Annotated in this window: 21 protein-coding genes; 2 read left to right on the forward strand and 19 right to left on the reverse strand. The window is 73.1% G+C overall.

Annotation, left to right across the window (positions count from 1 at the left end):
• Window positions 1–20: 20 nt before the first annotated feature.
• The 14 genes from EDC02_RS18930 to EDC02_RS18995 form a co-directional block, all read right to left on the reverse strand.
• A complete protein-coding gene (locus EDC02_RS18930) occupies window positions 21–1,643 on the reverse strand; it encodes an amidohydrolase (protein ID WP_123603116.1) in 1,623 nt (540 codons plus the stop codon).
• Window positions 1,640–3,586 carry an FAD-dependent oxidoreductase gene (locus tag EDC02_RS18935; protein WP_123603117.1) on the reverse strand — a complete coding sequence of 649 codons (1,947 nt, stop codon included), beginning with the start codon at window positions 3,584–3,586 and terminating at the stop codon, window positions 1,640–1,642. The genes EDC02_RS18930 and EDC02_RS18935 overlap by 4 nt, the downstream gene beginning before the upstream one ends.
• Entirely contained in the window at window positions 3,586–5,118 is a 1,533-nt protein-coding gene (locus EDC02_RS18940) for a gamma-glutamyltransferase (RefSeq protein ID WP_233606007.1), read from the reverse strand. The genes EDC02_RS18935 and EDC02_RS18940 overlap by 1 nt, the downstream gene beginning before the upstream one ends.
• A 19-nt stretch (window positions 5,119–5,137) precedes the next feature.
• Entirely contained in the window at window positions 5,138–5,770 is a 633-nt protein-coding gene (locus tag EDC02_RS18945; RefSeq protein ID WP_199757679.1) for a cyclase family protein, read from the reverse strand.
• A gap of 70 nt (window positions 5,771–5,840) precedes the next feature.
• Window positions 5,841–6,653: a creatininase family protein gene (locus EDC02_RS18950; RefSeq protein WP_199757680.1), complete on the reverse strand. Its 813-nt coding sequence runs from the start codon at window positions 6,651–6,653 to the stop codon at window positions 5,841–5,843.
• 57 nt (window positions 6,654–6,710) lie between these two features.
• Complete coding sequence (locus tag EDC02_RS18955) at window positions 6,711–7,166, reverse strand: cytidine deaminase (protein WP_123603119.1); 456 nt, start codon at window positions 7,164–7,166, stop codon at window positions 6,711–6,713.
• On the reverse strand, window positions 7,163–7,927 hold the full coding sequence (locus EDC02_RS18960) for an amidohydrolase family protein (protein WP_123603120.1): 765 nt from the start codon (window positions 7,925–7,927) through the stop codon (window positions 7,163–7,165). The genes EDC02_RS18955 and EDC02_RS18960 overlap by 4 nt, the downstream gene beginning before the upstream one ends.
• Window positions 7,924–8,931 (reverse strand): ABC transporter ATP-binding protein, encoded by a 1,008-nt coding sequence (locus tag EDC02_RS18965; RefSeq protein WP_199757681.1) that lies wholly within the window; start codon window positions 8,929–8,931, stop codon window positions 7,924–7,926. Before EDC02_RS18965 ends, EDC02_RS18960 begins: the two co-directional genes overlap by 4 nt.
• Window positions 8,928–9,971 (reverse strand): ABC transporter ATP-binding protein, encoded by a 1,044-nt coding sequence (locus tag EDC02_RS18970; RefSeq protein WP_199757682.1) that lies wholly within the window; start codon window positions 9,969–9,971, stop codon window positions 8,928–8,930. Before EDC02_RS18970 ends, EDC02_RS18965 begins: the two co-directional genes overlap by 4 nt.
• Window positions 9,968–10,660 (reverse strand): alpha/beta fold hydrolase, encoded by a 693-nt coding sequence (locus tag EDC02_RS18975; protein WP_123603122.1) that lies wholly within the window; start codon window positions 10,658–10,660, stop codon window positions 9,968–9,970. Before EDC02_RS18975 ends, EDC02_RS18970 begins: the two co-directional genes overlap by 4 nt.
• Window positions 10,661–10,667: 7 nt before the next feature.
• Complete coding sequence (locus EDC02_RS18980; protein ID WP_123603123.1) at window positions 10,668–11,717, reverse strand: ABC transporter permease; 1,050 nt, start codon at window positions 11,715–11,717, stop codon at window positions 10,668–10,670.
• Window positions 11,717–12,586, reverse strand: a complete 870-nt coding sequence (locus tag EDC02_RS18985; RefSeq protein ID WP_199757684.1) for an ABC transporter permease — start codon at window positions 12,584–12,586, stop codon at window positions 11,717–11,719. The genes EDC02_RS18980 and EDC02_RS18985 overlap by 1 nt, the downstream gene beginning before the upstream one ends.
• 33 nt (window positions 12,587–12,619) lie before the next feature.
• Entirely contained in the window at window positions 12,620–14,266 is a 1,647-nt protein-coding gene (locus EDC02_RS18990) for an ABC transporter substrate-binding protein (RefSeq protein ID WP_123603124.1), read from the reverse strand.
• Between the two features lie 181 nt (window positions 14,267–14,447).
• A complete protein-coding gene (locus tag EDC02_RS18995) occupies window positions 14,448–16,460 on the reverse strand; it encodes a primary-amine oxidase (RefSeq protein ID WP_123603125.1) in 2,013 nt (670 codons plus the stop codon).
• A gap of 308 nt (window positions 16,461–16,768) precedes the next feature.
• Here EDC02_RS18995 and EDC02_RS19000 point away from each other — a divergent pair, with 308 nt between their 5' ends.
• Window positions 16,769–17,524, forward strand: a complete 756-nt coding sequence (locus EDC02_RS19000; protein WP_123603126.1) for a GntR family transcriptional regulator — start codon at window positions 16,769–16,771, stop codon at window positions 17,522–17,524.
• On the opposite strand, the gene EDC02_RS19005 is transcribed toward EDC02_RS19000, so the two are convergent.
• The 5 genes from EDC02_RS19005 to EDC02_RS19025 form a co-directional block, all read right to left on the reverse strand.
• Window positions 17,460–19,961: an aminotransferase class V-fold PLP-dependent enzyme gene (locus tag EDC02_RS19005; RefSeq protein ID WP_199757685.1), complete on the reverse strand. Its 2,502-nt coding sequence runs from the start codon at window positions 19,959–19,961 to the stop codon at window positions 17,460–17,462. The two genes, EDC02_RS19000 and EDC02_RS19005, sit on opposite strands and share 65 nt — an antisense overlap.
• 174 nt (window positions 19,962–20,135) lie before the next feature.
• Window positions 20,136–21,590 (reverse strand): aldehyde dehydrogenase, encoded by a 1,455-nt coding sequence (locus tag EDC02_RS19010; protein WP_123603128.1) that lies wholly within the window; start codon window positions 21,588–21,590, stop codon window positions 20,136–20,138.
• 12 nt (window positions 21,591–21,602) lie between these two features.
• Window positions 21,603–23,135 (reverse strand): glutamine synthetase family protein, encoded by a 1,533-nt coding sequence (locus EDC02_RS19015; RefSeq protein WP_123604936.1) that lies wholly within the window; start codon window positions 23,133–23,135, stop codon window positions 21,603–21,605.
• Window positions 23,128–24,489, reverse strand: a complete 1,362-nt coding sequence (locus tag EDC02_RS19020) for an aromatic ring-hydroxylating dioxygenase subunit alpha (protein WP_123603129.1) — start codon at window positions 24,487–24,489, stop codon at window positions 23,128–23,130. Before EDC02_RS19020 ends, EDC02_RS19015 begins: the two co-directional genes overlap by 8 nt.
• A gap of 110 nt (window positions 24,490–24,599) precedes the next feature.
• Complete coding sequence (locus tag EDC02_RS19025; RefSeq protein WP_158632228.1) at window positions 24,600–25,682, reverse strand: saccharopine dehydrogenase NADP-binding domain-containing protein; 1,083 nt, start codon at window positions 25,680–25,682, stop codon at window positions 24,600–24,602.
• Between the two features lie 178 nt (window positions 25,683–25,860).
• Here EDC02_RS19025 and EDC02_RS19030 point away from each other — a divergent pair, with 178 nt between their 5' ends.
• Window positions 25,861–26,943, forward strand: coding sequence for a LysR family transcriptional regulator (locus tag EDC02_RS19030; protein WP_123603131.1), 1,083 nt, complete (start codon window positions 25,861–25,863; stop codon window positions 26,941–26,943).
• Window positions 26,944–26,997: the final 54 nt, after the last annotated feature.

Raw genomic sequence — 26,997 nt, forward strand, 5'->3', positions numbered from 1 at the left:
GGTCGAGATCGGCGCCGCAGTCAGCCGGCGGCGTAGCGGACCTCGCCGGCCACCACGGTGGCCAGGACGGTGCCGGCGGGCAGCGCGTCGGCGTCCGGGGTGAGCGGGTCGACGTCGAGCACGGTCAGGTCCGCCGGATCACCGACCCGCAGCATCCCACCGCCCCAGCCGGCCTGCGGACTGCCGGCCACCTGCGCCGCTCCGGTGGTGAACAGCGCCAGGGCCTCGGCGGCGGTGACCGCCTGGTCCGGCCCGAGCGGCTCGTCGCGGCCCCGGACCCGACGGGTGCGGGCCTGCCAGATGCCGTGCAGCACCGACATCGGCGGCCCCGGCCCGTCCGAGCCGCCACCGACCGTCACCCCGGCGTCCAACCAGGATCGCAGTGGATTCGCGGCGGCGGCGGCCGGCTCGCCGAGCCGGTCGATCAGGTTGAGCCCGAACGCCCACTGCAGCGTCGGATGCGCCGACACCGGCACGCCGAGCCGCCGAGCGGTCGCCATCGCCGCCGGTCCTGGGCCGAGGTAGGCGTGGATCAGGTGGAAGCCCAGTCCGGCGATCGGCGTACCGGCCGCGGCCTCGGCGAAGACCGACAGGGTGAGGTCGATCGCGGCGTCGCCGACGGCGTGCACGCCGACACCACGCCGGTGCGCCGCCGCCGCCACGCAGTGCGCCCGCACCGTCTCGGTGCGCAGGCTCTGGTTGCCGTGGTAGCCGTCGGTGCCCGGCCAGGGCGACGAACGCAGTGCGGTGCCGAGCGAGCCGCCGCCGTCGAGGAACAGCTTCGTCGGCCCGGCGCGCAACAGACCGGGTGCGGCCCGGTCAAGATCAAGTTCATCGAGGGTACGTCGAAGCTGCGCGTCGTCGACGTCATCGCCGCCCAACGGCATCGCGACAGTACGCAGCCGCAGCGCACCGGCCCGCCCGGCCGCCGCGTACGCGGCCAGTTCGGCGGCCGGCACTGCCGGGTCGACGGCGGTGGTGATGCCATGGGCGAGCAGCTCCGCCTGCCCGGCGGTGATCCAGTCGATCCTCGTCTGCTGGTCCGGCTCCGGGACCACCGCGCGGACCAGGGCCACGGCCGGATGTTCGACGAGCAGCCCGGTCGGGGTGCCGTCGGCGTACCGGTCGATCCGTCCGCCGGCTGGGTCCGAAGTGCCGGCGGTGATCCCGGCCAGCCGCAACGCGGTCAGGTTGGCGATGCCGTCGTGGCCCTTGCGGTCCAGCAGCACCGGCCGGCCAGGAGCGGCAGCCTCCAACTCGGCGGCGCTGGGTAGCCGGCGTTCGGCCAGGTCACCGGGGTCGAAGCCGGCATCGGCCTCGATCCACCGGCGGGTGGGATGCCGGCGGGCGTACCCGCTGATCCGGTCGCAGATGTCGCGGACGCTGACCGCGTCGTCCAACCCGACCCGGGCGGCGGCCCGGCCGGCCCAGATCAGGTGGACGTGACTGTCGACGAAGCCGGGCAGCACTACCCCGCCGGGCGGGGCGAGCTCCGGCGTTCCGGTGGGAACGGCGGCGCGGGCGGCGCGCAGGTCACCGACGGCGACGATCCGACCGGCCCGTACGGCCACCGCCTCGGCCAGCGGGCCGGTTGGGTCCATCGTCTGTACGTCGCCGACGACGAGCAGGTCACCGCCGGTCACCGGGCCACCTGCCGGAAGGCGAGGGCCTCGTGCAGGGTACGGGCGGCCCGTGCCCCGGCGTGCACCGCGTCGTGCAGCCGCCCCGGGCGCAGCGCGTCGCCGCAGCGCAGCACCGGCCGGCCGGCGGCCACCTCGGCGACAGCCTCGTACAGGTCATGGTCGGGTTCGCGGCCGACCGCCGCGACGATCAGCCCGGCCCGCAGCACCGTCCCGTCCACCTGTACCTCCTGGTCTTCGGTGACCCTGGCCCGGTGACCCAGCACGGTCCGCACCCCGACCGAGGCGAGCAGGTCGGTCCAGGTCGGTGGGTCGTCGGGGGGTTCGTCGTCGAGCACCTGGGTGGTGTCGCCGAGCAGCGTGACGTCGGCACCGCGCCGGGCCAGCGCGGCGGCGGTGCTGGTGCCGGTCCGGCCGGCACCGATCACCAGCACCGGACCGTCGGCGGGCAGCGGCACCCGGCCGCGCAGCACGTCGAGTGCGGGCACCGCGCCGGGCAGCGACCGCGCCACGCCGCCGGTGGCGACCAGCAGCCCGACCCAGCCTCCGCCAAGGTCCCTCGGGTGCAGCGGAGCGTCGGCCAGCTCGACGGCGCTGGCCGCGAGCCGGTCGGTCAACCAGCGCAGGTACGGGGCGAAGCTGTCGTGCACCCCGCTGTCCACCGCGTCCCGCAGGGTACCGCCGAGCCGGCCACCGGTGTACAGCCGGACCCGGTGGCCGTGCTCGGCGAGCCGGTGCGCGGCTTCCAGGCCGGCCGGGCCGGCCCCGGCGACGATCACCGGCGCATCCGGTCGCCCCGGGCCGGACGACCCGGCGGCCGGCGGCAGGCTCAGCGACGGGTTGACGGTGCAGGCGACCGGCCGGGCGATCAGGGCTGCGCGGGCGTGGCAGCCGTCGTTGCCGCGTACGCAGGGGCGGATCCGCTCGGCGGCGCCGGCGAGCGCCTTGTCCGCCCAGTCCGGGTCGGCTAGGAACGCCCGGCCGAGCGCGACCAGATCGGCGGTGCCGTCGCGGAGCAGCGTGGCGGCCTGCACCGGTTCGGTGAGCCCGCCACAGGCGATGGTGGGCAGCCCGATGCCCCGCAGGGTCCGGGCCGACCGCCAGACGGCGCCCGGTGGCACGGCGGCCGGCGGCACCTGGCGTACCCGCGTGGCGTGGTTGCCGGACGAGACATGGACCGCGTCGACCTGACCGGTGGCGGCCAGGGCCGCGACCAGCTCGGCGGTCTCGGCCAGGTCCTGCCCGCCGGGCTCGTGGTCACGGTCGGACAGCCGTACGGTGAGCGCCACCTCGGCCGGCAGCGCGGCCCGGCAGCGGGCGACGACCTCCAGCAGGACGCGACGTCGCCGGGCCGGATCGCCGCCGTAGTCGTCGTCGCGCCGGTTGGTGTGCGGGGAGAGGAATCCGGCGAGCAGGTAGCCGTTGGCCGCCTGGATCTCCACCACCTGGAAGCCGGCCCGGGCCGCGCGGCCGGCGGCCCGGCCGAACCCGTCGACGACCGCGGCGATCTCGTCGACGGTGATGGCGCGTGGTCGCAGCCCGAGTCGGCGTTCGATGGCGGGCCAGGGCACCGCCGACGCGGCGAGCGCCTCCCCCGGCAGGGTGCGCTGCCGTCCGGCGTGAGCGATCTGCAGCCCGGCGACGCGGCCGTCGGCGCGGATCCGCTCGGCGACCGGGGCCAACGCGGCGGCGTGGTCGTCGCTGGCGATGCCGAGGTGGCCGGGGAAGCCGAGGGCGGCCCCGTCGTCGATCGCGGTGAACTCGACGATGGTCAACGCGCTCCCCCGGCCGACCCGCGCATAGTGGTCCCGGTGCCACGGCTGGGCGTACCCACCGGCGTCGGCCGCGCCGGTCGAGGTGGGTGCCTTGACGATCCGGGACCGCAGCGTGACCGGCCCGAGCCGGTACGGTTCGGCGAGTAGTGCGGCCGCCTCGGCGGGGTCCATCAGTGGCCTCGCAGCACCCGGGCGGCGCCGTCGGCGCGGGGGTCGCTGGCCGCGTCGAGGCCGGCCGGGGTGAGCCGGGCCAGTTGGACGTGCCCGGCGTCGTCGTGGCGCTGCGGCAACTGCACCACCCGCAGGTTGAGATCGGTGGCGGCGGCCCGCAGCGCGTCGGCGGCCGGGGTGTCGGGTTCGAGCAGCAGGCTGGGCTGGTCCTGCCCGACGTCGCGGGCACCGATCACCCAGCGCGAGCGGGCCAGCAGGCCGGCCGGGTCGGCGGTGGTCAGCGCCTCGGCGGCGACCTGGGCCAGGATCCACGGCTGGGCCCGGCCGCCCTGGCAGCCGAGCGCGACGATCCGGTCCGGGCCGGTGGCGATCGCCGGGCAGAGGGTGTGTGGTGGGCGGGCACCGGGGCGCAGCCGGCCGGGGTGGGCCGGGTCGAGGCTGAACACCGACCCCCGGTTGTGCAGCACCAGGCCGGTGCCGGGTTCGCAGATACCGGCGCCGAACGTCTGGAAGACGCTCTGGATCAGGGTGACGGCGGTGCCGTCGCTGCCGACGGCGGTGACCGCGACGGTGTCGCCAGCCGGTTTCGGGCCGGAGGGCGGCACCGGCCTGGCCGGCGGGTCGGTGCGCAGCAGTAGCCCGTCGAGGTCGATCGGACCGGTCCGGGGGTCACCGAGCAGGGTGTCGCGGCGCTGCTCGGCGGTCCGGGCGGTGGCCAGCGCGGCGGCGTCGGCGCTGGCGTTGGCGTTGGCGTTGGCGTTGGCGAGCATGGCCAGCAGGGTGGCGCCCTGACTGGGCGGCGGCGCGACCGACCAGGTCACCCCGGAGCCGACGGCGGCGTACCGCAGTGGATCGGTGATCTCGGCGGCGTGCCCGGCAAGGTCGGCGGTGGTCAGCGGGCTGCCGAGGGCGGCCAGCCCGGCGGCCAGCGCCTCGGCGAGCTCGCCCTGGTAGTAGTCGCGCCAGTCGGCGCCGATGGTGCCGAGGGTGCGGGCCAGCGCCGGCTGGCGCAGCACCGCTCCGGCCGGCAGCGGCGTACCGTCGCCGTCGAGCAGCAGCGCGGCCAGGCCGGGATCGGCGCGGACCACGTCGAGCCGGCGCAGGATCGCCGCAGCCAGGCCAGGGCTGACCGGTACGCCGCCGACGGCCAACTCGACGGCGGGTGCCAGCACCCGGGCCAGCGGCAGCCGGCCGCCGAGGTCGGCGAGCGCGGCCCAGCCGGCGACGACACCGGGCACGGTGACGGTCAGCGGACCGCCGGGTGGCATCCGGTCCCCGGCTGCGCGCAGCGCCGCGACGTCGACGCTGGCGGCGGCCGCGCCGACCGACAGCACCGCGCGTACCTCGTCGTCGGGGGTGCGGACCAGGGCGATCAGGTCACCGCCGGCGGAGCACTGGTGCGGGTAGGCGACGGTGAGCGCGGCGGCGGCGGCGAGGACGGCGTCAACGACGCCGCCGCCGGCCGCCACCACGTCGGCGGCGGCGTCCAACGCGGACGGATGCGGTGCGGCGAACGCGATCTCGATCGACATGCGGATCAGTCTCGCCGGGTCAGTCGCGCTGGATCAGGATGGTACGGGCGAACGCCCCGTCGGCGCCGACCAGCTTCGTCGGCAGGCAGACCAGCTCGTACTCCCCCGGTGGCACGGCGTCCAGGTCGGCGTTCTCCAGGATGATCACGCCGGAGCCGAGCAGTGCGTGGTGGGCGTCCCAGGTGTCGGTACGCCGATGGCTCTCGATGGTCAGGTAGTCGATGCCGATCAGCGCGACCCGCTGGTCGATCAGCCAGCGGGCGGCCTCCGGGGAGAGCCCGACCCAGGATTCGGCGCGTTCGGTCTCGCGCAACGGGCCGGCCGAGTTGCTGGTCTTCAACAGCACCCGGGTGGCACCGGCGACTCCGGCGGTGACCAGATCGGCGATGGTCACGTCCCCGTCGACGGCGGTCAGGTCGGCGACCACCGCCGGGCCGACCAGGGTCTCCAGCGCCACCTCGTCGATCGGGGTGGCACCGTCGACGAAGTGCGCCGGGGCGTCGACGTGGGTGCCGGTGTGCGCGCCGAGCCGCCACCGGGTGACGTTGGAGGCGTCGCCGTTGGCCAGCGACTCGACGATCTCCACCTCGGGTTTACGGCCCCAGTGCAGCATCTTCGGATGGATCGGCAGGGTGATGTCGTAGATCTTCACGCAGAATGCTCCTTCGCGGCACCGGTCGGGGCCGGTGGGTGGGGTCGGGCCAGGGCCGGTGGGCGGACGGTCAGGGCCGGTGGGTGGGGTCGGGCCAGGGTTCGCGCACGGCGGCGGCGACGGCCCGGGCGGTGGTGGCCACGCAGCGGTCGAACTCGGCCCGGCCGTGCTCAGCGGTGGCGTCGGCGACGTCGCGGCCCCACACGCCGGTGTCGCTGACCTGGTCCATCCGGTAGTCCCAGAACGAGTCGACGTCGCGGTGTGAGGTGGCCTTGTCCATCCGGACCAGATCCGGGTGCAGGTGCAGCATCACCGAGGTCTCGAAGTAGTTGGCGTGCATCAGGCCACGCCCGTGGTAGACGTGCCCGTCGACCTCCGGCCCGGGGTACATGGTCACGTAGGCCAACGCCCGTACCCGTGAGTCGCGGTGGCGTACCCGTAGCTTCTCGGCGGATACGTCGAGCGAGCCGTTGTTCCAGATGTGTCCGTTGAGCAGGATGAACTGCCGGACGCCGCTGGCGTGCAGCGAGTCGATGACGTCTTCGACGACGGCGATCAGGGTCTCCGGGCGCAACGCGATGGTGCCGGCGAAGTCGCCGTGCGAGGCGGAGACGCCGTACCCGATCGGCGGCACCACTGGCACGCCGGTGAGGGCGGAGACGTCGCGGGCGACCGCGTCGCAGATCAGCGTGTCGACGGCGAGCGGCAGGTGCGGGCCGTGCTGTTCGGTGGCGCCGACCGGAATGATCACCGCGTCGACGGTGGTTGCCGTGTGGCCGGCCTCCGGCCAGGTCAGCTCGGCCCAGGCGACCGGCGTGCCGGGGCCGCCGAGCTCGGCGGCGAGCGCCGCCCGGTCAAGGTCGGTGCGGGACGGTTCGGACACGGTGTTCCTCTCTCGGTACATGGACGGAGTCGGGCGCGGCACGTGGACGGGGCCGGGTCACCAGGCCCGGCGGGTCTTCTCCGGCAGCAGGTCAATGGCCTCCATCGCGGTGACGGCGCCGTCGACGGTGGTGATCCAGACCCGAGCCTGCGGGCTGTAGTCGCTGATCAGCTCGCGGCACACCCCGCACGGGGCGATGACCCGGAACCGGCCGGCTGGCTTGATCTGCACCGAGACCACGCTGTCGACGGTGAGCGGCGTCCCGGCCGGCAACGCGGCGCGGGCCGCGCCGAGTGCGACACCTTCGGCGCAGATCGAGCTGCGCCGGCAGGACCCTTCCAGGTGGACGCCGGTGTGGACGGTGCCGTCCGGGGTACGCAGCGCGGTGGCGACCTCGTGCCGGCCGGCGACCCAGACCTTCGACAGCAGCCGCTGGGCGACGTCAAGCAGCTCGACCTCGCCCGGAGTCATCCCGGCCGGTGCCGGTACCGGCGCGACGTCCTCGCTGATCATGCGGTGATCCCGAGCAGCTTGGCCATGTTGCCGCCCTCGACGAGTGCCCGGTCCGCGGCGTCCGGGATCGCCTTGGCGATCTTCATCCGTTCCAGGTCGAAGTCGGATCCGGGCCACTCACTGCCCAGCAGGATCTGCTCCGGGCCGAGCCGGGCGTACGCCCGCTTGACGTCGCTGATCAGGGTGGCCGAGGTCTCCAGATAGATGTGCGGGTTCCGTTCGGCGACGATGATCGCCTCGGGGACGTTCCAGACCGCCCCCATGTGGGCGATGATCGTCGGCACCTGCGGGTGGCCCTTGGCGATCTCCTCGACTGCCAGCGGCGCGCAGAACGCGTCGTCGAGGGCGTTGATCAGCACCATCAGGCCGTGTTCGGCGCAGGCGGCGAAGACCGGGTCGAGCAGTCCGTGGTCGGCGACGTGGTAGCCGTGCAGGCTGGGGTGCAGTTTGAGCCCTTTGAGGCCGGCGTCGGCGATCCGGGCGATCTCGTCGAGCGCGTCGTCGTCGGCCGGGCGGACCTGCCCGAAGCCGAACAGCCGGTCCGGGTGGGCCTTGGCCAGGCCAATGATGAAGTCGTTCTCGATCCGCTGGGCCAGTGAGCAGACCATCGCCATGTCGACCCCGGCGGCGTCCATCCGGTCCAGGATTCGCCGCGGGTCGAACGGCGTGTACGGCGGCGGTGCCTGCCCCGGCCGGGCGCCGGTGAGGTAGTCGGATCGGCCCCGCACGTCCTGGGTGGTGTTGTACGCGTCGATGATCACGGTGCTGTGCCTCCGGTGGTGACGGTCGACGGTGCCGGGATGTCCTGCGGCACCAGGGGCAGATGGCAACGGACCGTGCGGCCCGGTTGGATCGGTCGCAGCGCCGGCGCTTCGGTGCGGCAACGGTCGACGGCGTACCGGCAGCGGGTGTGGAACAGACATCCGGCCGGCGGGTGGGCGGGGTCGGGCAGTTCGCCGGCGAGCACGATCCGCTCCCGGTCTGACTCCCGGTCCAGGGTGGGCACGGCGGAGAGCAGCGCCTCGCTGTACGGGTGTGCCGGTCCGCCGAAGAAGGTGTCCCGGTCGGCGACCTCGATGATCTGGCCGAGGTACATGACGGCGATCCGGTCGGCGATGTGCCGCACCACGCCCAGGTCGTGCGAGATGAACAGCATGGTCAGCCCGCGCTCCCGGGTCAGGTCGGCGAGCAGGTTCACCACCTGGGCCTGGATGGAGACGTCGAGCGCGGAGACCGGCTCGTCGGCGACGATGAACCGGGGGGACGGGGCGAGCGCCCGGGCGATGCCGATGCGCTGCCGCTGGCCACCGGAGAACTCGTGCGGCCGGCGTCGGCCGGCGTCGCGGCCGAGCCCGACGAGGTCGAGCAGTTCGTCGACGGCCCGGCTGGCGTCGGCCCGGCTGGCCCCCCGGCCGCGCAGCAGCGGCTCGGCGACGCTGTCGGAGATCCGCCGCCGCGGGTTGAGCGAGCTGAACGGATCCTGGAAGACCATCTGCAGGTCGGCGCGGATCTGCCGGAACACGGTGCCGCGCAGGCCGGTGATCTCCCGGCCGAGCAGTCGGATGCTGCCGGCGGTGGGTTCGGTGATCCGCAGGATGGCCCGGCCGAGGGTGGACTTGCCGCAGCCGGATTCACCGACCAGGCCGAGGGTCTCGCCCTCGCGGATCTCCAGGTCGACGTCGCGCACGGCACGGACCGGATCACCGCCGCGCCCCGGGTACTCCACCCGCAGGCCGGTCAGCTGGATCAGTGGCACGCTGGTCACGGTCGACCTCCGACCGCTGCCGGGGTCCGGGCGGTGTGCCGGGCCGACGCGTCGAGCAGGCACGCGTCGACGTGGCCGGGTTCGCCGTACCGGTTGACAAGCTCGGGTGGCGCGGTGTCGCAGTCGGCGTGGGCGAACGCGCAGCGCGGGGCGAAGCCGCAGCCGGTCGGTCGGTCGACCCCGGTGAGTGGGCTGCCGGGGATGGCCGGCAGCCGGTCGGCGACCGGCCCGTCGACCCGGGGCACCGAGTCCAGCAACCCCATCGTGTACGGATGCTGCGGTGTGTACAGCACCTGGTCGCGGGTGCCCTGCTCGACGATGCGGCCGCCGTACATGACGGCGACCCGGTCGGCGACCTCGGCGACCACCCCGAGGTCGTGGGTGATCAGGACGATGGAGGTGCCGTGCTCGGCCTGTAGCCGTTTGAGGGTGGCCAGCACCTGGGCCTGGATGGTGACGTCCAGGGCGGTGGTGGGCTCGTCGGCGATCAGTACGGTCGGGTCGTTCGCCAGCCCGATCGCGATCATGACGCGTTGCCGCATGCCGCCGGAGAGCTGGTGCGGGTAGGCGCGCGCGTTGCGGGCCGGATTGGCGATGCCGACGTCGGCGAGCAGCTCCTCGGCCCGCTGCCAGGCCCGCGCCCGGCTGATCCGTTGATGGGTACGGATCATCTCGGCGACCTGGGCCCCGGCCCGTTGCAACGGATTGAGCGCGGCGAGGGCGTCCTGGAAGACCACCGCGATGTCCCGGCCCCGGACCCGGCGCAGGTCGGCCTCGCTGGCGGTGGCCAGGTCCCGCCCGTCGAACTCCACCCGGCCGGTGATGTGCGTGCCGGGTGCCCGGTTGAGCCCGACCAGGCTCATCGCCAGGGCGGACTTGCCGGAGCCGGACTCGCCGACCAGGGCTAGGATCTCGCCGGCGTGCAGGTCGAGGTCGACGCCGGCGACGGCCGGCAGCCTACCCGCCGGCACGTCGAACTCGACCCGCAGCCCGCGGACAGTGAGCACGGGCTGGTGGTCGGTCGCCGGGGCGGAGGTCACCGGGGCGCTCCGGTGATGCTGGCGGCAGCCCGCTCCACCAGGTCGGCCACTTCACGGGGCCACACCCGGGGGGTGAAGTGACTGCCGGTGATCTCGGCTACGGTGGCGTCGGCGCGGGCCGCCATGTCCCGTTGGGTGTCCGGGCGCAGCGTCTTGTCCTGTGCCGCGACCAGGTACCAGGACGGCTTGTCGCGCCAGGCGGGCAGCCCGGTGGGCTGCGCGAAGATCGCGTCGGCGCTGGGGCGAGAGTCGGCGTCGAAGTTGTCCCGCTCGGCTTCCGGCACGTCCCAGCCGATCTCCGCCCAGTACTCGGGGCTGTGCTCCGAGGCCCATTCACCGTTCGGACCGCGCCGCATGTGCCGGCTGGCCTCGGCCGGCGGGTAGCGGCCGATGATGTCCTGGATCGACTCGCCTTCGTCGGGGGCGAAGGCGCAGACGTAGACGAGCCCGGCGACCCGCTCGTCGCGGCCGACGTTGGTGATCACCGCCCCGCCGTAGGAGTGGCCGACCAGCAGCACCGGTGCGGCGCAGTCGGCAAGTACGGCGGTGGTGTTGGCGACGTCCTCGACGAGCGAGTTCATCGGATTGGTGACCAGGTGTACCCGGTGTCCGACGGCGCGCAGCAACGGCGCCACGTGTGCCCAGGTGCCCGGGGTGCCGCCGGCACCATGCACCAGCACGATATCCATGATGGACTCATCCTTTCCGAAGGCGCGGGTCCAGGACCAGGTAGAACAGATCGACCGCGGCGTTGACCAGTACGAAGAGCAGCGCGATCGCCAGCGCGGCGCCCTGCACCACCGGATAGTCGCGCTGCAGCACCGAGCTGACCAGCAGGTTGCCGACGCCCGGGTAGGAGAAGACCGTCTCGGTGATCACCGAGCCGCCGAGCAGCGAACCGAACTGCAGTCCGAGCACGGTCACGATGGGCAGGCCGGCGTTGCGCAGCACGTGCCGGCGCAGGATGGTCCGCTCCCGCAGCCCTTTCATCCGGGCGGTCCGCACGAAGTCATCGCTGAGCACCTCCAGCACCGAGGCCCGCACGATCCGGGTGATGAAGCCGGCCATCGCCAGCGCGAGGGTGGTGGCCGGCAGGATCAGGTACTGCAGCCACGGCCCGACCAGTTCGGGCCGGTCCTGCAGGATCGCGTCGAGCAGCACGAAGTTGGTGGTGGGCTGGTAGTCGAGCTGGCTGGGCAGCCGACCGATCACCGGCATCCAGCGCAGCCACACCCCGAAGATCACGATGCTCAGTACGCCGAGGGCGAACCAGGGCAGCGAGAAGCTGACCGTGGCGATGGACCGGGTGGTGGTGTCCACCCAGGTGTCCCTACGCAGCGCCGCGATCACTCCGGTGACGACCCCGATCAGGACGGCGATCAGCATCGCCGCGACGGTCAGCTCGATCGTCGCTGGCAGCGCGCCACCCAGCAGATGCAACACACTGTTGCCGCCGTAGAAGGAACGCCCGAGATCCAGCCCGAGCAGGTCGCCGAGGTAGCGCAGGTACTGCTCCCAGATCGGCCGGTCCAGGCCGAGTGCTTCGTTGATCCGGGCCTCGTTGTCCGAGATCTGCTCGGCGCTGAGCCCTTGGGTGCCGGTGGCCGCGAGGGTGGACGACGGCGAGCCGGGCAGCTGCCTGATGGCCAGGAACACCAGGGAGGCCAGGACGAACAGCACCACCGGCACGCTGGCCAGCCGGCGTACCGTGAGCATCGGCAGCGACCTGCCGCGCAGCAGCCGCATCACCGACGGCTCCTCGGGTCCAGCGCGTCGCGTAGGTCGTCCCCGACGAAGTTGCTGGCGACCACGAAGATCAGCGTCAACGCTGCGGGCAGCACCGCCATCCGAGGTGCCGAGTAGATGAACTCCTGCCCGGCCTGCACCATGTAGCCCCAGTCCGGGGTGGGCGGCTGAATGCCCAGGCCCAGGTAGGACAGGCCGGCGGCGAATCCGGCGGCCACCGACAGGGTCATCACGACCTGGGCGAGCAGCGGGCCGGCGATGTTCGGCAGGATCTCCTGGATCATGATCCGGGGCGACCGGGTACCGCCGAGCCGGGCGGCGAGCACGTAGTCCCGGGCGGCCTCCCGGGCGGTCAACGCCCGGGCCAGCCGGGCCAGGCCGGGCGACAGCGCGACACCGACCCCGACCACCAGACTGCGTACGCCGGGTCCGCTGGCCGCCACCACCAGGATGATCAACAGCATCGACGGGAAGGCCAGCCCGATGTCGGTGACCCGCATCAGGATCTGCTCACCCCAGCCGCCGAGATAGCCGGCGAGCATCCCGACGGTGGTGCCGATGACTGCGGCGAGGACGGTGGCGAGGAACGCGACCAGTAGCAGCGGTTGGGCGCCGTACACCAGCCGGGCCAGGAAGTCGCGGCCGAGATCGTCGGTGCCGAGCGGGTGCCCGGCGGTGCCGAACCCGGCGAGGGTGACGTTGGACTGCCGCTCCGGGTCGGCGCCGATCACCAGCGGCCCGATGGCCGCCATCAGCACGAAGCCGACGACCACCAGCCAGGAGACGGTGGCCAGCCAGGACCGGGCGATGGAGCGCCGCGCGTAGGCGGCTCTCCATCGCCCGACCGGCCGCGCCCCGGCGACCGTCACTGGTGCCCCGGACGGGCCGCCGTGAGGATCGGATCAGACACTGGCGTTCTCCATGAAGCAGCGGTGGTTGCCGAGCGCGGCGACGTTGGCGCCCTCGACGTTCGCGCCGGTCACCACCGGGTTCGCCGAGTAGCAGAGCATGGACAGCACCATGTACTGCTCAGCGAACCGGCGTTGGATGTCGGTGTACGCGGCGGTGCGCTCGGAACCGTTGGGCAGGTTCTTCGCGGCGGCCAGGTCGTCGGCGAACGCCTCCGAGCCGGACAGCGTGTTGAACCCGGAGGTGAAGTCGCCGTACACCCCGGACGGCAGGCCCATCGCCCCGATCATGTTGTCCGGGTCCGGGATGTAGGAGTTGCGCTCCCAGATCATCAGCTCGTGGAACTCGTCGTCCGGGTCGAGCAGCCGGCTGAAGTAGGTCGCCGGGTCGACCGAGTCGGTCACGACGGTCAGCCCGATGTCGGTGAGGTTCTGCGCGACGATCTGCGCCGCCCGCGGGTGCCAGGAGTCGCTGGCCGCCATCAACGCCACCTGCCGGCCGCTGGCGCCGGCCGACTCGATCAGCCGCCGGGCCTCGTCCGGATCGAACCGGCTCAGGTCGGCCAGGCTCGGGTCGTAGCCGTCCTGCGACGGTGGGATCGTGTAGCCGTCGGGTGGCGCGCCGATGCCGAAGAACGCCTGGGCGATGATCGCTTCCCGGTCGATCGCCAGGTTGATCGCCTGGCGCACCTCCAGCTCCGGGATCCGCCGGGCGTCGATCATCATCATCGCGTCGAAGCTGTACGGCGTCTCGTGGAAGGTCACCGCGTCGTCGGCCTTGAGCTGCTCGATCGCCGAGTACGGGGTGAACTGGGTGGCGGACAGGTCGCCGCTGAGCAGCGAGCTGACGATGGTCGACGGGTCCTGGACCTGTTGCATCACCAGCCGGTCGACTTTGGGTCGGCCGGTGCGGTAGTCCTCGAACGCGGTCAGCACCACCTGCTGCCCGGCGGTCGCCGAGGAGAACTGGAACGGGCCGGTGCCGACGAGGTTCTTGCCGATGTCGGCGCCGTACTCGGCGAGTGCGGCGGAGGAGATGATCCGGCCGCCGATGTCGGAGAGCCGGTTGAGCACGGTGGCGTCGGGGCTGTTGAGCACCATCACCACGGTGTACTCGTCGGGGGCGTCCAGCGAGGCGACGTTGGCACCGAGGCTGCGCAGCGGCCGGGACGACCCCTCGGGCAGGGTCGGGTCGTCCTCGTTGAACTGCCGACCGAGGCTGGCCAGCACGTCCGCCGAGGTGAAGGTGGTGCCGTCGTGGAAGGTGACGCCCTGGCGCAGGGTGAAGGTGTAGGTCAGCCCGTCGTCGGAGATTTCCCAGCTCTCGGCGAGGTCGGCCTGTGGCTCGTTGGTCTCGAAGGAGATGAAGGTCAGCCCACGGCAGATGCAGTCGACCGCCATCCAGTCGCCGAGTGAGGTGTAGAAGGCCGGGTCGTGGACGGCGCTGGTGGCGTCGATGCCGAGCGTGAGGGTGCCGCCGCTGGTGGTGCCGTCGTCGCCGTCTTCGCTGCCGTCGGAGGCGACGCCGCAGGCGGCGAGCAGGCTGCTGGCGCCGAAGCCGAGGCCGAGCAGACCGGCGCCACGCAGCATCGCGCGACGGGTTATCAGGTGCTGCGGGAGGTTGCGGGGATCGTCCGACATAGTGCGCTCCTCGGCAGGGTATGGGACGAAGATGGATGAAATTTCATTTGGATTGGATCCAAAACCATCATCTGCGGTACCCAATTCGGGTCCGTATCGCGATTGTGAACGTCTGGTGTCGGGATGTCGAGAGTGGACAGGGTCCCCCATGGCCGGCGCGGTGGCCGACGTGCCGGCCGGGTCAGTCGGCCGGCACCACGTCTGTTCCGGTGGAGCAGCAGGCACTGCCCGCACCGCGGGCAGCGGCCGGATCCGGCACGTCCATCGCCGGATTGCGGTCGAAGAAGCCGTCCGGTTCGAGGATCATGTGGATCGCGTCCACCGGCATCACCGGCCACTGCTCGGGGCGCGGGAAATGATGGGTGCCGAGCACCGGCCACAGCACCAGCTCCGCGCCGTCGATCGACCGGTCCTGGCGCTGCCAGACCTGTACACCGTCGTCGCCCGGCTCGGCGTGGTTGGGATAGCGGCCACCGAGGAACTGCTCCTGCGGGTCGTACGGGGTGGCCCACAGGTGCTGGTGGATGAACGGTGCCCGGCGGGCCATCACCGAGTCCGGCCGGGCGAACGACCGGGTGGTGTTCGGCAGCAGCAGCCGGTAGGCCGTCGGTTCACCGTACCGGTTGGTCCGGGTGGTGCTCTCCACCCGCCAGCGGCGGGCTGACGACGGATCGGTGCGGCGCGCCGCCTGCGACTCACGCAGCAGCGGGGTACGCACGTTGCGTACCGCGTTGCCGTACGGGTCGAGCGCCGGGTCGGTCTCGCCCTCGGCGTGCTCCTCGACCAGCCGGTTGCGCGGACCGTCCACCGCCATGTCCAGGCGTAGCCCGAAGTAGTGCTGGTGGGTCGGGGTCTGCACGTTCGGCGCGACGACCCGGCCGTAGCGCACCTCGTCGCCGTCGGCGATGCCGGAGGCGGAGAGCATCCCGGTCAGCTTGACCTCCAACTCGATCCGGCCGTCCTGGTAGAGCGACCAGTAGAAGCCGTAGTCGTAGTTGGCCACGGTCTGGAAGTTGGAGATGACCAACCGACGGGAGCGGCGCACCTGGCTGACCCCGCGACGCAGGTCGTTGTGCTTCCAGAGGATGCTGTGGTCCTCCTCGTGCATGCAGATCGCGTTCGGGATGGTCACCGGGTCGCCGTCGCCACCGAGGTAGGCCGTGTCGAAGTAGTAGATGACGCCGAGGCAGTCGCAGCCGAGGGCAAGCGAGTTGGTCAACGGCCCGGCACCGTACTCGCCCCAGTCGAAGAAGTTCTTGCGGTACTGGGTGGAGTTGGGGTCGAGGTACGGCACGTACATCTCGTTGCAGGCGGCCCGCTTGACCACCGGGCGACCCTGAAACTCCAGGTCGTACAGGACCAGGCCCTCGCGGTGGGTGAAGCCCACCCGCAGCTGCCAGCCTTGCCAGCTGACCTGCCAGCCGTCGACGTCGAAACTCGGACCGTCGGGCTGCACGACGTCCAACGGCCGCAGCCCGGGCCGGGTCGGCCAGGCATCGGCCTCCAGCGGGCCGGCCTCGGCCGAGATCGGCACCACGCCGTGGTCCTCGACCTCCAGGACCTCCATGGTCGTCATGTCGATGATCGGCACCACGCCCTGCACCGGGCGCACGTAGCCGTTGTCGCCCTCGTCGACGCGGTGCCAGACGGTGCCCCAGGTGAGCCGCCGGTCGGCGTACCGCTTCGGCTCGAAGCCGCCCATCGACTCGGCGTCGACCATCACCAGGGAGACGTCGTGGATGCCCCGCTTGGCGAGCACCTCGCGGAACACCGGGCTCTGCCGGCAGGCCTGGGCGGCGGCGCGGGCCTCCTCGGAGGTGATGCCGGGCCGACGCGGGTCGAGCGGCCGCCAGTCGAGGCAGCGGTCGCCGGCATCTTCGCCGTTATCGTGGTCCGACGCCGCACCGTCGTCCCGGCTCCCGGCGGCCAGCGCGACGTCGATCTCCCAGGCGGTGCCGGCGGCGTGGTCCATGGCCACCAGTCCGAGTCGGACCTCCCCGGCCGCCGCCGTGCCGGCCAGGACGGCCCGGGCGTGTGCCTCGTCCAGCGTGGCCCCCCAGAACCGGGTCCGCTCGCCGAGCCGACCGTCGGCGCGGGCGGCGGCGACGGCCCGGGCGATCTCCGCCGGGCTGGGTGGGTCGAGCGGATGGTTGCGGTGATTGCGCCCGTCCGGGCTGGGGTGGCACGCGCTCACGATTGCTCCTGTCGCCGTCGCGGGAGTCGTTCCGATGCGGTCCGGCTCGTCTGGGGTCGGTCTGCGTCGCGTCGTGGTGGCTGCGGCGGGCCGGTGCTTCCTAAGAACTCCCTGGCCAAGGTAGTCTCGGATACTACCTCAGGATCTTTGGATCCAAAACCGGGATCCAAAGCGAAATGTACGGGACCCGCAGGGTCACCGGCCGGCTTGCTATCGTGACACCCACATCGCACCACTGTGGAAACGATGGCGGCCGGGCCGGCACCCGGCCGGCTGCGCCGCACACCGAACAGACAGGGGCACCGGGCATGCCAGTCAGCTCGACGGAAACCACCAGCAGTGCCCTCGTCGACGCCACCGCGGCCAAGATCCGCGCCAAGATCATGTCCGGCGAGATCCCGATCGGTGCCCAACTGCGCCAGGCCGAGCTGGCCAAGCTGCTCGGGGTCAGCCGCACCCCGGTCCGGGAGGCGCTGCGGCAACTGCAGACCGGCGGGCTGATCGAGGTGGTGCCGCACCGGGGGGCGGTGGTCCGGGTGCCGGCGCCGTGGGAGGTCCGGGAAGCCTACGAGGTCCGTGCGGAGCTGGAGGCGCTGGCCTGCGAACGGGCGGTCAGCCGGATCACCGACGACGTCCTGCACGAGTTGCGGGAGGCCAACTCGCTGCTGCGGCGTACCGAGCAGGCCGCCCGGGGCAGCATCCCGCAGCGGCGGGTCGAGGACGACCCGGGGGTGGCCCGCGCCCGGGTGGCCCTGGCCGGCTCCACGAACGCCGCCAACGACCGGTTCCACACCCTCATCCACCAGGTGGCCGGCAACGACTGGCTGGCCAGGGTGATCAAGGAGATCAACGAGGCGTTCCCGCGCAACGTCTCGGCGCTGGTGCTGCAGGACAATCCGCGGCACCGCGACGACAACTTCCACGAGCACGAACGGATCATCGCCGCGCTCACCGCGGAGGATGGCGAACGCGCTCGGCGCGAGATGCAGGCCCATGTGATCAGCGCCGGTGAGCAGTTGGCTCGCTGGTACGAGCGGCGGTCGGCGACGGTGTTCCGGGGTTGACCCGGTCGGCGGCCCAGTCCCCGGGTGGCACCCCGTCGACCCCCATCGCCGCCGGAGCCAGAAACTCCAGATCCGGCCGGGGCGCCCCGGTCGCCAAGTCGGCCAGCGCGGCGCCGATCGCCGGCCCGAACTTGAATCCGTGCCCGGAACAGGCCGCCGCGATCAACGCCTGCGGATGCGCCGGCAGCGCCCCGACCGCGAACCGGTTGCCCGGTGCCATGGTGTAGCGGCAGGCCAGCTCGGCGGTGACCGGGCCGTCGGCGGCCGGCAGGAAACGACGGGCGACGGAGAGCAGCTCGGCGCGCTCGGCGGCGGTCACCGGGCCGGGCGGTCGGCTCAGGTCGTCGACCGGGCCGTGGTCGAATCCCACCTTGACGGCGTCCGGACCGTGGGCCGGGATGCCGTAGAGCAGACCGACGCCGGGGACCTCGACCGAGAACGGGCCGAGCGCCGGCGGGGCCAGCAGCGCCGGGGTGGACGAGCCGATGTGGATGTTGACGATCCGTACGGTGGTCAGCCGGCCGGCGAGCTCCGGCACCAGGTCCGCGGTCCACGGTCCGGCGCAGATGACCAGCCGGTCGGCGAGAACGTCACCGGAGTCGGTGTGCACCCGCACCCCGGCACCGTCCGGGTGCCAGCCGGTCACCCGGCAGCCGTCGCGGCGGCGCACCCCGGCGGCCCGGCCGAGCCCGGCCAGCGCCTCCATCGCGGCGGCGGCGTCGATCACGCCGGCCGCCGGATCGTGTACGGCCACCATGTCGGCGCCGAGCACCAAGCCCGGCGCGATGCCGGCGGCCTGGTTGGCGTCGACCAGGACACAGTCCGGTCCGCGCAGGGTGCTGCTGGTCCGGGCCGGTCGCGCGTACAGGCCGCCGACGGTGCTGACCAACCGGCGACCGGCGGCCTGCTCCAGCTCGCGCCAACCGGTGTACGCGCGGTCCACCAGGCCGTCCCAGACCGGCGACGGGTAGGCGCGACGGATCATCCGGGTCCGACCGTGGGACGACCCTTCGGTGTGCCCGGCCGGCAGCCGGTCGAGCTGGACCACCCGGACGCCACGGGCCGCGAGTGCCCAGGCCGCGCTGCGACCGTGCACGCCGGCACCGACGACGATCACGTCTGCCCGGCGGTCGGCACCGGTCAGCAGCGCGGGAGCCGGGGCCGGTGCGGCAGTCGGCGGCGCGGCGTCCGGCGCGGGTGGTGGAGTCGGCGCGGGTGGTGGAGTCGGCACGGGTGGTGGAGTCGGTACCCCGGTGGCCGTCGGGCGGGCCAGTCGGGCCAGCAGCGCGTCCACTTCGGTGTCGTCGTTGTAGACGTGCACCGAGGCGCGGACCACCGCCGGTAGGCCGCGTCGGCCCAGGTCCCACTGGCCGTGGCTGGCCGGCACGGCGACCAGGTGCAGGCCGGCGGCGCGCAACATGCGTACCGTCGTGGTCGGCTCCTCGCCGCCGCGGACGAAGGTGACGATGCCGCCGCCGGCCGCCGGCGGGTCGACCACGGTCACTCCGGGCAGCTCGGCCAGGCCGGCCCGCAGCCGGGCGGCCAGTCCGCTGACGTACGCCGAGATGGCGTCGACGCCGAGGGCGAGCGCCTCGGTCAGCGCGGCGCCCAGGCCGAGCCGCAGCGCGTGCGACGCCTCCCAGGTCTCGTACCGGCGGGCGCCGGGCAGCAGGTCGTACTCCTCGTCGCCGGTCCACCGGGCACCACGTACGTCCGGGGTCAACGGCCGGGCGCGCTCGCGCAGCGCCGGGTCCAGGTAGAGCAGCCCGGTGCCGCGCGGTCCACGCAGGAACTTACGGCCGGTGGCGACCAGGATGTCGGCGTGCATCGCCCCAACGTCGACGGGCAGTTGGCCGACCGACTGGGTGGCGTCGACCAGCAGCGGTACGCCGGCCGCGGCGACCCGGGCGCCGATCTGTGCGACCGGTTCGATCAGCGCCGACGAGGTCGGTACGTGGGCGACGGTGACCAGCGCGGCGGGCTGCCGCAGTGCCTGCTCCAGCTGGTGCAGGTCGACGCCGCCCGAGTCGTCGGTGGGCAGCACCTCGACGCTGATGCCCCGGGTGCGGCGCAGTTCGAGCAGGTGCAGTGCGGAGCTGACGTAGCTGGACGCGGAGGCGAGGATCCGGTCGCCGGGGCCGAGACGCAGCGCGTCGATCGCCCGGTGCCACGCGACGGTGGCGCTCTCCACCAGGGCGACGTCCTCCCCGGTCGCGCCGATCAGCCGGCCGGCCAGGTGGTACACGTCGGCGGTCCGCTCGGCGGCGGCCTCGGCCGCCTCGTAGCCGCCGAGCCGCGACTCGAGCCGCAGGTGGTCGATGACCGTGTCGAGGACGGCGAGGCTGGGCAGTGCGGCGCCGGCGGCGTTGAGGTGGTGGGCCAGGGTCGCGCCGGGAGTGGCGGCCCGCAGCGCCGCCGGGTCCAGCGGCACAGGCACCGGGTCCGGCTGCAGCGGTGGGTGGTCCAGGGGCACGGGCGCCGGGTCGGCGGGCTCCGCGGCCGCACCCGCCGGCCCGTTCCGGGATGCAGAGTCTTTCAAGGTGGATCCCATCGGTGATCGGGGCGGTGCCCGGTCCGGCGAGGTGCCACCGACAGGACCGGGCACCGCCGGTCAAAGCGCGACGACGACGCCCTTGCGCTCGCAGTACGAATGCAGGGCGTCGTCGCCCAGGTCCCGGCCCAGACCGGAGTCTCCGACTCCGCCGAAGGACAACGCCGGGTCGAAGATGTTGTACGTGTTCACCCAGACCGTGCCGGCCCGCAGCGCGGCCGCCATCCGGTGGGCCCGGGACAGGTCCCGGGTCCACACCCCGGCGGCCAGCCCGTACGACGTGTCGTTGCCGATCGCGACCGCCTCGTCCTCGTCGTCGAAGGCGATCACTCCGGTCACCGGCCCGAAGATCTCCTCCCGGGCGATCACCATGTCGTTGCGTACCCCGGTGAACAGGGTCGGCTCGACGAAGTAGCCCGGCCGGTCCGGCACCCCGCCGCCGACCGCGACCGTGGCACCCTCCCGGACGCCGGTCTCGATGTACGACAGCACCTGCTGGCGCTGCTCCTCGGAGACCAGCGGGCCGACGGTCACCCCGCCGTCCAGTCCGTTGCCCAGCGGCACCCGGCGGGTCGCCGCCGCCAGCCGCTCGGTCATCTCGTCCAGGATCGACCGCTGCACCAGCAGCCGGCTGCCGGCGGTGCACATCTGCCCGGAGTGGCCGAACGACGCCCGCATCGCGGTCAGCACCGCTGCGTCCAGGTCGGCGTCGGCGAAGACGATGTTCGGGCTCTTGCCGCCCAACTCCAGGGTGAGCCGCTTCATCGTTGACGCCGCCCCGGCCATCACCAGCCGACCCACCTCGGTGGAGCCGGTGAAGGACACCTTCGCCACCTGAGGATGGGCGACCAGCGCCGCACCGACCTCGCCGTCGCCGGTGAGCACGTTGAACACCCCCGGCGGTACGCCGGCCTCGGCGGCCAGCGCGGCCACCCGCAACATGGTCAGCGGGGTCTGCTCGGCCGGCTTGACCACGATCGGGCAGCCGGCGGCCAACGCCGGGGCGATCTTGAAGCAGCCGGTCATGATCGGAAAGTTCCACGGCAGGATCAGCGCCGCCACGCCGACCGGCTCCAGCACCGTGTAGACGTGGTGGCCGCCGCCGTCGATCGGCACCACGGTGCCGGTCAGCCGGCTGGTCGCCCCGGCGAAGTGCCGGAACGCCCGGGCCGCCGCACCGGTGTCGGCCCGGGAACGTTCGATCGGCTTGCCGTTGTCCCGGGTTTCCAGCACCGCCAGCTCTTCGAGGTGCGCCTCGATCAGGTCGGCGAGCCGGTGCAGCACCCTGGTCCGCTCCAGTGGGGCCAGCCCACTCCACCGGCGGTCGGCGTACGCCCGGGCGGCGGCGGCCACCGCCGCGTCCACGTCGTCGGCGGTGGCCTGGGCGACCCGGCTGATCACCGCACCGGTGGACGGGTCGCGCACCTCGATCAGCGCGCGCCCGCCCGGGGCGATCCACTCGCCGTCGACGTGGAACGGCTCCAGGTCGGCCAGCGGGGCGACAGACGACGTCATCGGGCGACTCCCTCAGATCAGGTCGAAGTACTCGCGCTGCTCCCAGTCGGAGACGTACGCGAGGTAGCGGGCGAACTCGCGGCGCTTGAGCGTCGCGTACCAGGAGATCACCGGGGCGCCGAGCGCGGCGGCGAACGCCGGATCGGCCTCCAGCGCGGTCAGCGCCTCGGCGAGCGAGGCCGGCAGCCGGGGCGCGTCGGCGGCGTACGGATCCTGCACCGCCGGTGGCGGGGCGAGCCGCCGGTCGATCCCGTCCAGGCCGCTGACCAGCTGCGACGCGATGTAGAGGTACGGGTTGGCGGCGGGCTCGCCGCACCGGTTCTCCAGCCGTACGCCGTTGTCGGAGCCGGCGCCGACGGCCCGGACCATGGCCCCTTTGTTGTCGACCCCCCAGGCCACCCGGTCCGGGGCGAGCGAGAACGGCAGGTAGCGCTTGTAGCCGTTGACCGTCGGGGTGGCGAAGGCGGCGGCCGCACCGGCATGCTCCAGCAGACCGGCGAGGTAGTGCCCGGCGACCGGGGAGAGCGCCTCCCCCGGCACCGTCGGGTCGAACGCCGCCACGCCGGTGGCCAGCTCGCGCAGCGACTGGTGCAGGTGCCACCCGGTGGACGCGGTCTGGGCGCCGGCCGGGCGGGACATGAACGTGGCGTGGTAGCCGTGCCGGCGGCAGAGCTGGCGGATCGCCGAGCGGGCCAGCAGCACCTGGTCGGCGGCGACCGCCGCATCCCCGGCGGTCATGGTGATCTCGAACTGGCTCGGCCCGAACTCCAGCTCCAGGGACCGCAGCGGCAGGTCCAGCCGGGTCAGCCCGTGGTGCAGCAGTTGGACGACCTCGTCGGCGCGGTCCAGCCCGTCCTCGTGCAGCAGTTGCGCGCCCCGGCTCAGCGGCCGGGTGCCGCTGGCGTGGCCGGGCGCGCCGGGCCGACCCACCTGGTCGTCGTCGAGCGCGCCGTCGCTGGGACCGTCGGCGGCGAAGACGTGGAACTCCAGCTCGGCACCGACGGTCATCGCGTACCCGGCGGCGGCCAGCCGGTCGAGCTGCGCGCGCAGCAGACCACGGGTGCAGAACGGCACCGCGGCACCGTCGGGGAACCGCAGGTCGCACAGCACCCAGCCGGTCCGCGGCGCCCACGGCAGCACCCGGAACGTGGTCGGGTCGGGCACCAGCACGATGTCCCCGGCACCGGCGAACCCGGCCACCCCGACGCGGGTGTCGGCGGCGAAGACCGGGAAGACCGACGCACCGGACGGGTCCTTGAGCAGCAGCGACGACGGCGCGGTCACCCCGGACCGCAGTGCCGTGGCGGCCGCCTCGCGGGTCAACGTCTTGCCGCGCAGCACGCCGTGCTGGTCGGCGAAGGAGAACCGGATCAGCTCGATGCCGAGCTCGTCGACGACCCGGCGCAGCTGGCCGGCGGCGGCGTACTGGGCGTCGGTCCACAGTTGATGGCGGTCGATGAAACCGCCCCGGTCGGCGGCGAGCATCGGCACGGCACGGCGGCCGTCCCCACCGTCGGCGACGGGCCGCTCGTCGAGGCTACGCATCGCCGGCCGCCGACCGCGCCGGGGCGCCGACCGCCGACCGGGCCGAATCGCCGGCCCACGGGGAGCCGGCCCGTCGCTGCGCCTCACGCTCGCGCCAGGTCTGTTCCCAGCCGTCGGTCGGGGCGACGGTGTCGACGGCCAGCGGACCGGTCAGCTCGGCGGCGGCGGCCTCGTCGGCCGGGCGGGCCGGGACCGGGTTGCCAGCCTCGAAGGCGTCGATGGCGCGTAGCAGCAGCCGACGGTTCGCGGTCACCGCCCGGTCGGAGACGCCGAGTCGCTCCACGGTGCGGTCCTGGATCGGGCCCATGCTCTCCACCGCCCACTGGTCGTGGACGTTGATGTCCAGGCCCATCCCGGTGTAGGTCAGGTCCCGCTGCTCGGCCGGGTCGAAGCCCCAGTTGTTGGCCCGGTTGCGCAGCGGCCGGTAGTCCGGCAGGGAGACCTCGTCGAGCCGCTGGGCGAGCAGGGTCTGCTTGTCGGTCGGCTCGGCGAAGTCGTAGAAGATCATGTACCAGTAGTGGTGGTAGTCGTCGATCGGCACGTGCCACTGGCAGAAGACCTTGTCGTTGCCGAACGGCACGACGAACGCGTTCGGGAAGACCAGGTTCGTGATGCGCACGTGGCGGATCTCGTCGGTGAGCTGGCGCAGCGCGTACACCCGCAGTCCGTGCTCGGCCTGCTCGACCTCGATGTCCGGCCGGTAGGCGTCGCCGACCAGTTTGGACAGCTTCTGCCCGGTGCCGGCGACCTCCTCGCTGAACTGCTGCCCGTAGACGTCGCGCGGATCCTCGTCGATGAACCGGTGCAGGAACGAGACGTGACTGGGGTCGATGCCGCCCTCGACGCCCTGCAGCCAGTTGCACTCCCACAGCCCTTTGAAGGCGAAGGTGTACTCGTCGGGGGCCTGGAAGCAGTCGTAGTGCGGCATCGGCGGCGGGCCGCCCTCGCCGAGGTAGGCGAAGACGATGCCGTTGCGCTCGACGCACGGGTAGCTCGGGATGCGCACCTTGCTGGCGAAGGTGCTGTGCGGCGGCTCGGCCGGCTGCTCCAGGCAGCGCCCGTCCGGCCCGTACAGCCAGCCGTGGTAGAGGCAGCGCAGCCCGCCGTCCTCGTGCCGGCCGTACGCCAGGTCGACGCCCCGGTGCGCGCAGAACCGGCCGACCAACGCCCAGCCGCCGGCTGCCTGCTTGAACAGCACCAGGTCCTCGCCGAGCAGCCGGACCGGCTTGACCGGCCGCTGCGGGTCCATCTCCGACACCAGCGCCGCCGGCTGCCAGTACGCGCGCATCAGCCGGCCGAGCGGCGTGCCCGGCCCGGAGCGGGTGATCCGCTCGTTCTCCTCGCGCCGCAGCATGGCACCCCTCCCAGCTAGGCATCCGATCCATCAAGCATTGGATCCAATCCTGGCATAGATGTGGGCAGCGCGATAGATGCAGCATCCCGATATCTACGAACCACGGAAGGTCACTCCAGCATCACGCCGTGCCGGCTCAGCTCCGCCACCAGGTCCGCCAGGCCGGTCACCTGGTCGATGTGCCGCACCCCGGCCGACACCCTGGCCGGGGTGCCGGTGCCGCCGGTCAGCACCTGCCGGGCGACCACCGCCGCGACCGCCCCGGTGACCTGGCTCGTGCCGCGCCCGGCCACCGCCCGCGTCACCGCCGGTCCGCTCGATCTGCTGGCGCTCGCCCGCACCACGAACCGGTCGGCGCCGACCCGCGCCCAGACCAGCGCCGACACCAGCACGTCGTCCAGCCGCAACCGGCGGGCCAGGCGGAACAGCCCGGACGACCGACCGGCAAACAGCGTCCACGTCAAGACCCTGGAGTCCAGGCACATCCGGGTGGTGGCCCGGACCCCGTGACGGGCCGTCAGGACATGCTGGTCCGAGAAGGGAAAGGGGAAGACCGCACGGCGACCGACCCCCGGCAGGTCGACCCGCGTCCGACGCGGCCGACCAACGTCGGTACCGCCGCCGACGCCGGCACCGGCCGTACCCACCGACGCGGTCGCGGCCTGCTCGACGATCCAGCGGACCGAGTCACGGCCGTGCGGATCGCCGGTGCCGAGCATCAGCGTCAGCTCCACGGTGTCCGCTGCGGGCAGCTCCCGTAGGCACTCGTCGGCGAGCAGGTTGGTCAGGCCGGGAGCCACGCCGACGCTGAGCGCGACGGTCGATCCGGTACGGACGGCGAGCTGGTCGAGATCGGTGAGCGGCCGCAGCAGCTGCGGCGAGGCGGTGACGTCGACGTAGTGGACGCCCCGACGTACCGCCTCTTGGGCCACCGCCACGTTCGCCCGTTCCACCGCCATCACCACCAGCGCCGCGTCCGCCGACAGCCGGGCTCGGTCGGCCGCCGACGTCACGTCGACCTGCCGCCAGGTGGTGCCGCGCCCGATGGCGTCGGCCGCCCGCGCCGCCCGGGCCGGGTCCCGACCGGCCACCAGAACCCGGCCGGGGAACCATTCCGCCAGCATCTCGGCGGTCGCGTGGCCGACCGCCCCGTACCCGCCGACCACGACGACGGCCCCGCTGCCGGCGGTCACCACGGCACCGCCGGGCGACCCGTACGAGTGTTAACGATCTTGGTCACGATGCTCTCCGACGATGTGCGTGCTGCGGACTCCCCTGCCCGGCTGGCAGGCCCGTTGCCTTCTGCCAGGCTTCCGCCATCGCGCCATAACCACAAGTACGGTTTAGTCCTGGCTGCCATAAGCTTGGCGCATGCTTGACACCTGGACCCTGCGGGTGCTCGTCGAGGTCGCCGAACAGCAGTCCTTCTCTGCGGCGGCCCAGGCGCTCACCATGACCCAGCCGGCGGTCTCCCGGCAGATCGCCGGGCTGGAGCGCCGGCTCGGCGTACCGCTGTTCCGCCGGCTGCCCCGGGGGGTACGGCCGACCCCGGCCGGCATCGCCGCGGTCGCCCAGGCCCGCGAGGTGCTCGCCCAGCTGCGGGATCTCGAGTCGCGGGTGGCGGCCTTCGGCGGGCTCTCCGGCGGCGAACTGCGCATGTCGGCCTTTGCCAGCGCCAACACCACCCTGGTGCCGGCGGCGATCAGCCGGTTCCGCGACCGGCACCCGGACGTCACGCTCCGGCTGGCCGCCGTCGACCCGGCAGCCCCGCTGTCAGCGGTCCGCGACGGGCTGGTCGACCTCGCGCTGCTCACCGGGTGGCAGCTGCCCGCCGAGCCGCCGACGAACAGCACGACCGCGTACCCGACCGCCCGCACGATTTCGGCCAGGTCCGCTGGTGTCGGGTCCGCCGCCGTCGACGGGGTCGACCTGGTCTCCCTGACGGACGAGGAGCTGCAGGTCGCCCTTCCAGCCGGGCACCGGCTGGCCGGCGTCGACCGGGTGCAGCTGCCCGACCTGGCCGGCGAGACGTGGATCGACGGCGCGTACCCGGACTGTCTGGGGCCGCTCACCGCGCTGGCCGACGCCCTCGGCGGCCCGCCCCGGATCGCCTTCCACTGCGACGACTGGCACGGCAAGCAGGCTCTGGTGGCGGCCGGTGCCGGCATCATGCTGGTGCCCGCGCTCGCCCGGGGGACTGCCCATCCGGGGGTGGTGCTGCGACCGACCAGCCCGGCGCTGCCCCCACGGCAGCTCTACGCCGCCGTCGCCACACCGCCACTGCGGCCACCGGCCGTCACCGTCATGCTCGCCATGCTTCGCGAGCTGATCGCCACCGGTCCGGCATGGTCAATCGACGAGCAGCCCGTCCACCTCGGCGGCGAACACCTGGGCGGGGTCGATGCCCATCCCGGTGAGGTGGCCGGCGAGCTTCGGCGAGAGCACACCGCGTAGGACAAAACGGTCAAGCCGAAACGGTCAGGGGAACAAAACCCCTGACGGATCGAG

It is taken from the genome of Micromonospora sp. Llam0, from assembly GCF_003751085.1.
Classification (GTDB): Bacteria; Actinomycetota; Actinomycetes; order Mycobacteriales; family Micromonosporaceae; genus Micromonospora_E.

Coding starts and splice junctions, on each gene's coding strand:
- EDC02_RS19010 (WP_123603128.1), bottom strand. CDS start 21,590: ATGACGTCGTCTGTCGCCCCGCTGGCCGACCTGGAGCCGTTCCACGTC.
- EDC02_RS19020 (WP_123603129.1), bottom strand. CDS start 24,489: ATGCTGCGGCGCGAGGAGAACGAGCGGATCACCCGCTCCGGGCCGGGC.
- EDC02_RS18955 (WP_123603119.1), bottom strand. CDS start 7,166: ATGATCAGCGAGGACGTCGCGCCGGTACCGGCACCGGCCGGGATGACT.
- EDC02_RS19000 (WP_123603126.1), top strand. CDS start 16,769: ATGCCAGTCAGCTCGACGGAAACCACCAGCAGTGCCCTCGTCGACGCC.
- EDC02_RS19030 (WP_123603131.1), top strand. CDS start 25,861: ATGCTTGACACCTGGACCCTGCGGGTGCTCGTCGAGGTCGCCGAACAG.
- EDC02_RS18935 (WP_123603117.1), bottom strand. CDS start 3,586: ATGGACCCCGCCGAGGCGGCCGCACTACTCGCCGAACCGTACCGGCTC.
- EDC02_RS18975 (WP_123603122.1), bottom strand. CDS start 10,660: ATGGATATCGTGCTGGTGCATGGTGCCGGCGGCACCCCGGGCACCTGG.
- EDC02_RS18940 (WP_233606007.1), bottom strand. CDS start 5,118: ATGTCGATCGAGATCGCGTTCGCCGCACCGCATCCGTCCGCGTTGGAC.
- EDC02_RS18990 (WP_123603124.1), bottom strand. CDS start 14,266: ATGTCGGACGATCCCCGCAACCTCCCGCAGCACCTGATAACCCGTCGC.
- EDC02_RS18980 (WP_123603123.1), bottom strand. CDS start 11,717: ATGCGGCTGCTGCGCGGCAGGTCGCTGCCGATGCTCACGGTACGCCGG.
- EDC02_RS19015 (WP_123604936.1), bottom strand. CDS start 23,135: ATGCGTAGCCTCGACGAGCGGCCCGTCGCCGACGGTGGGGACGGCCGC.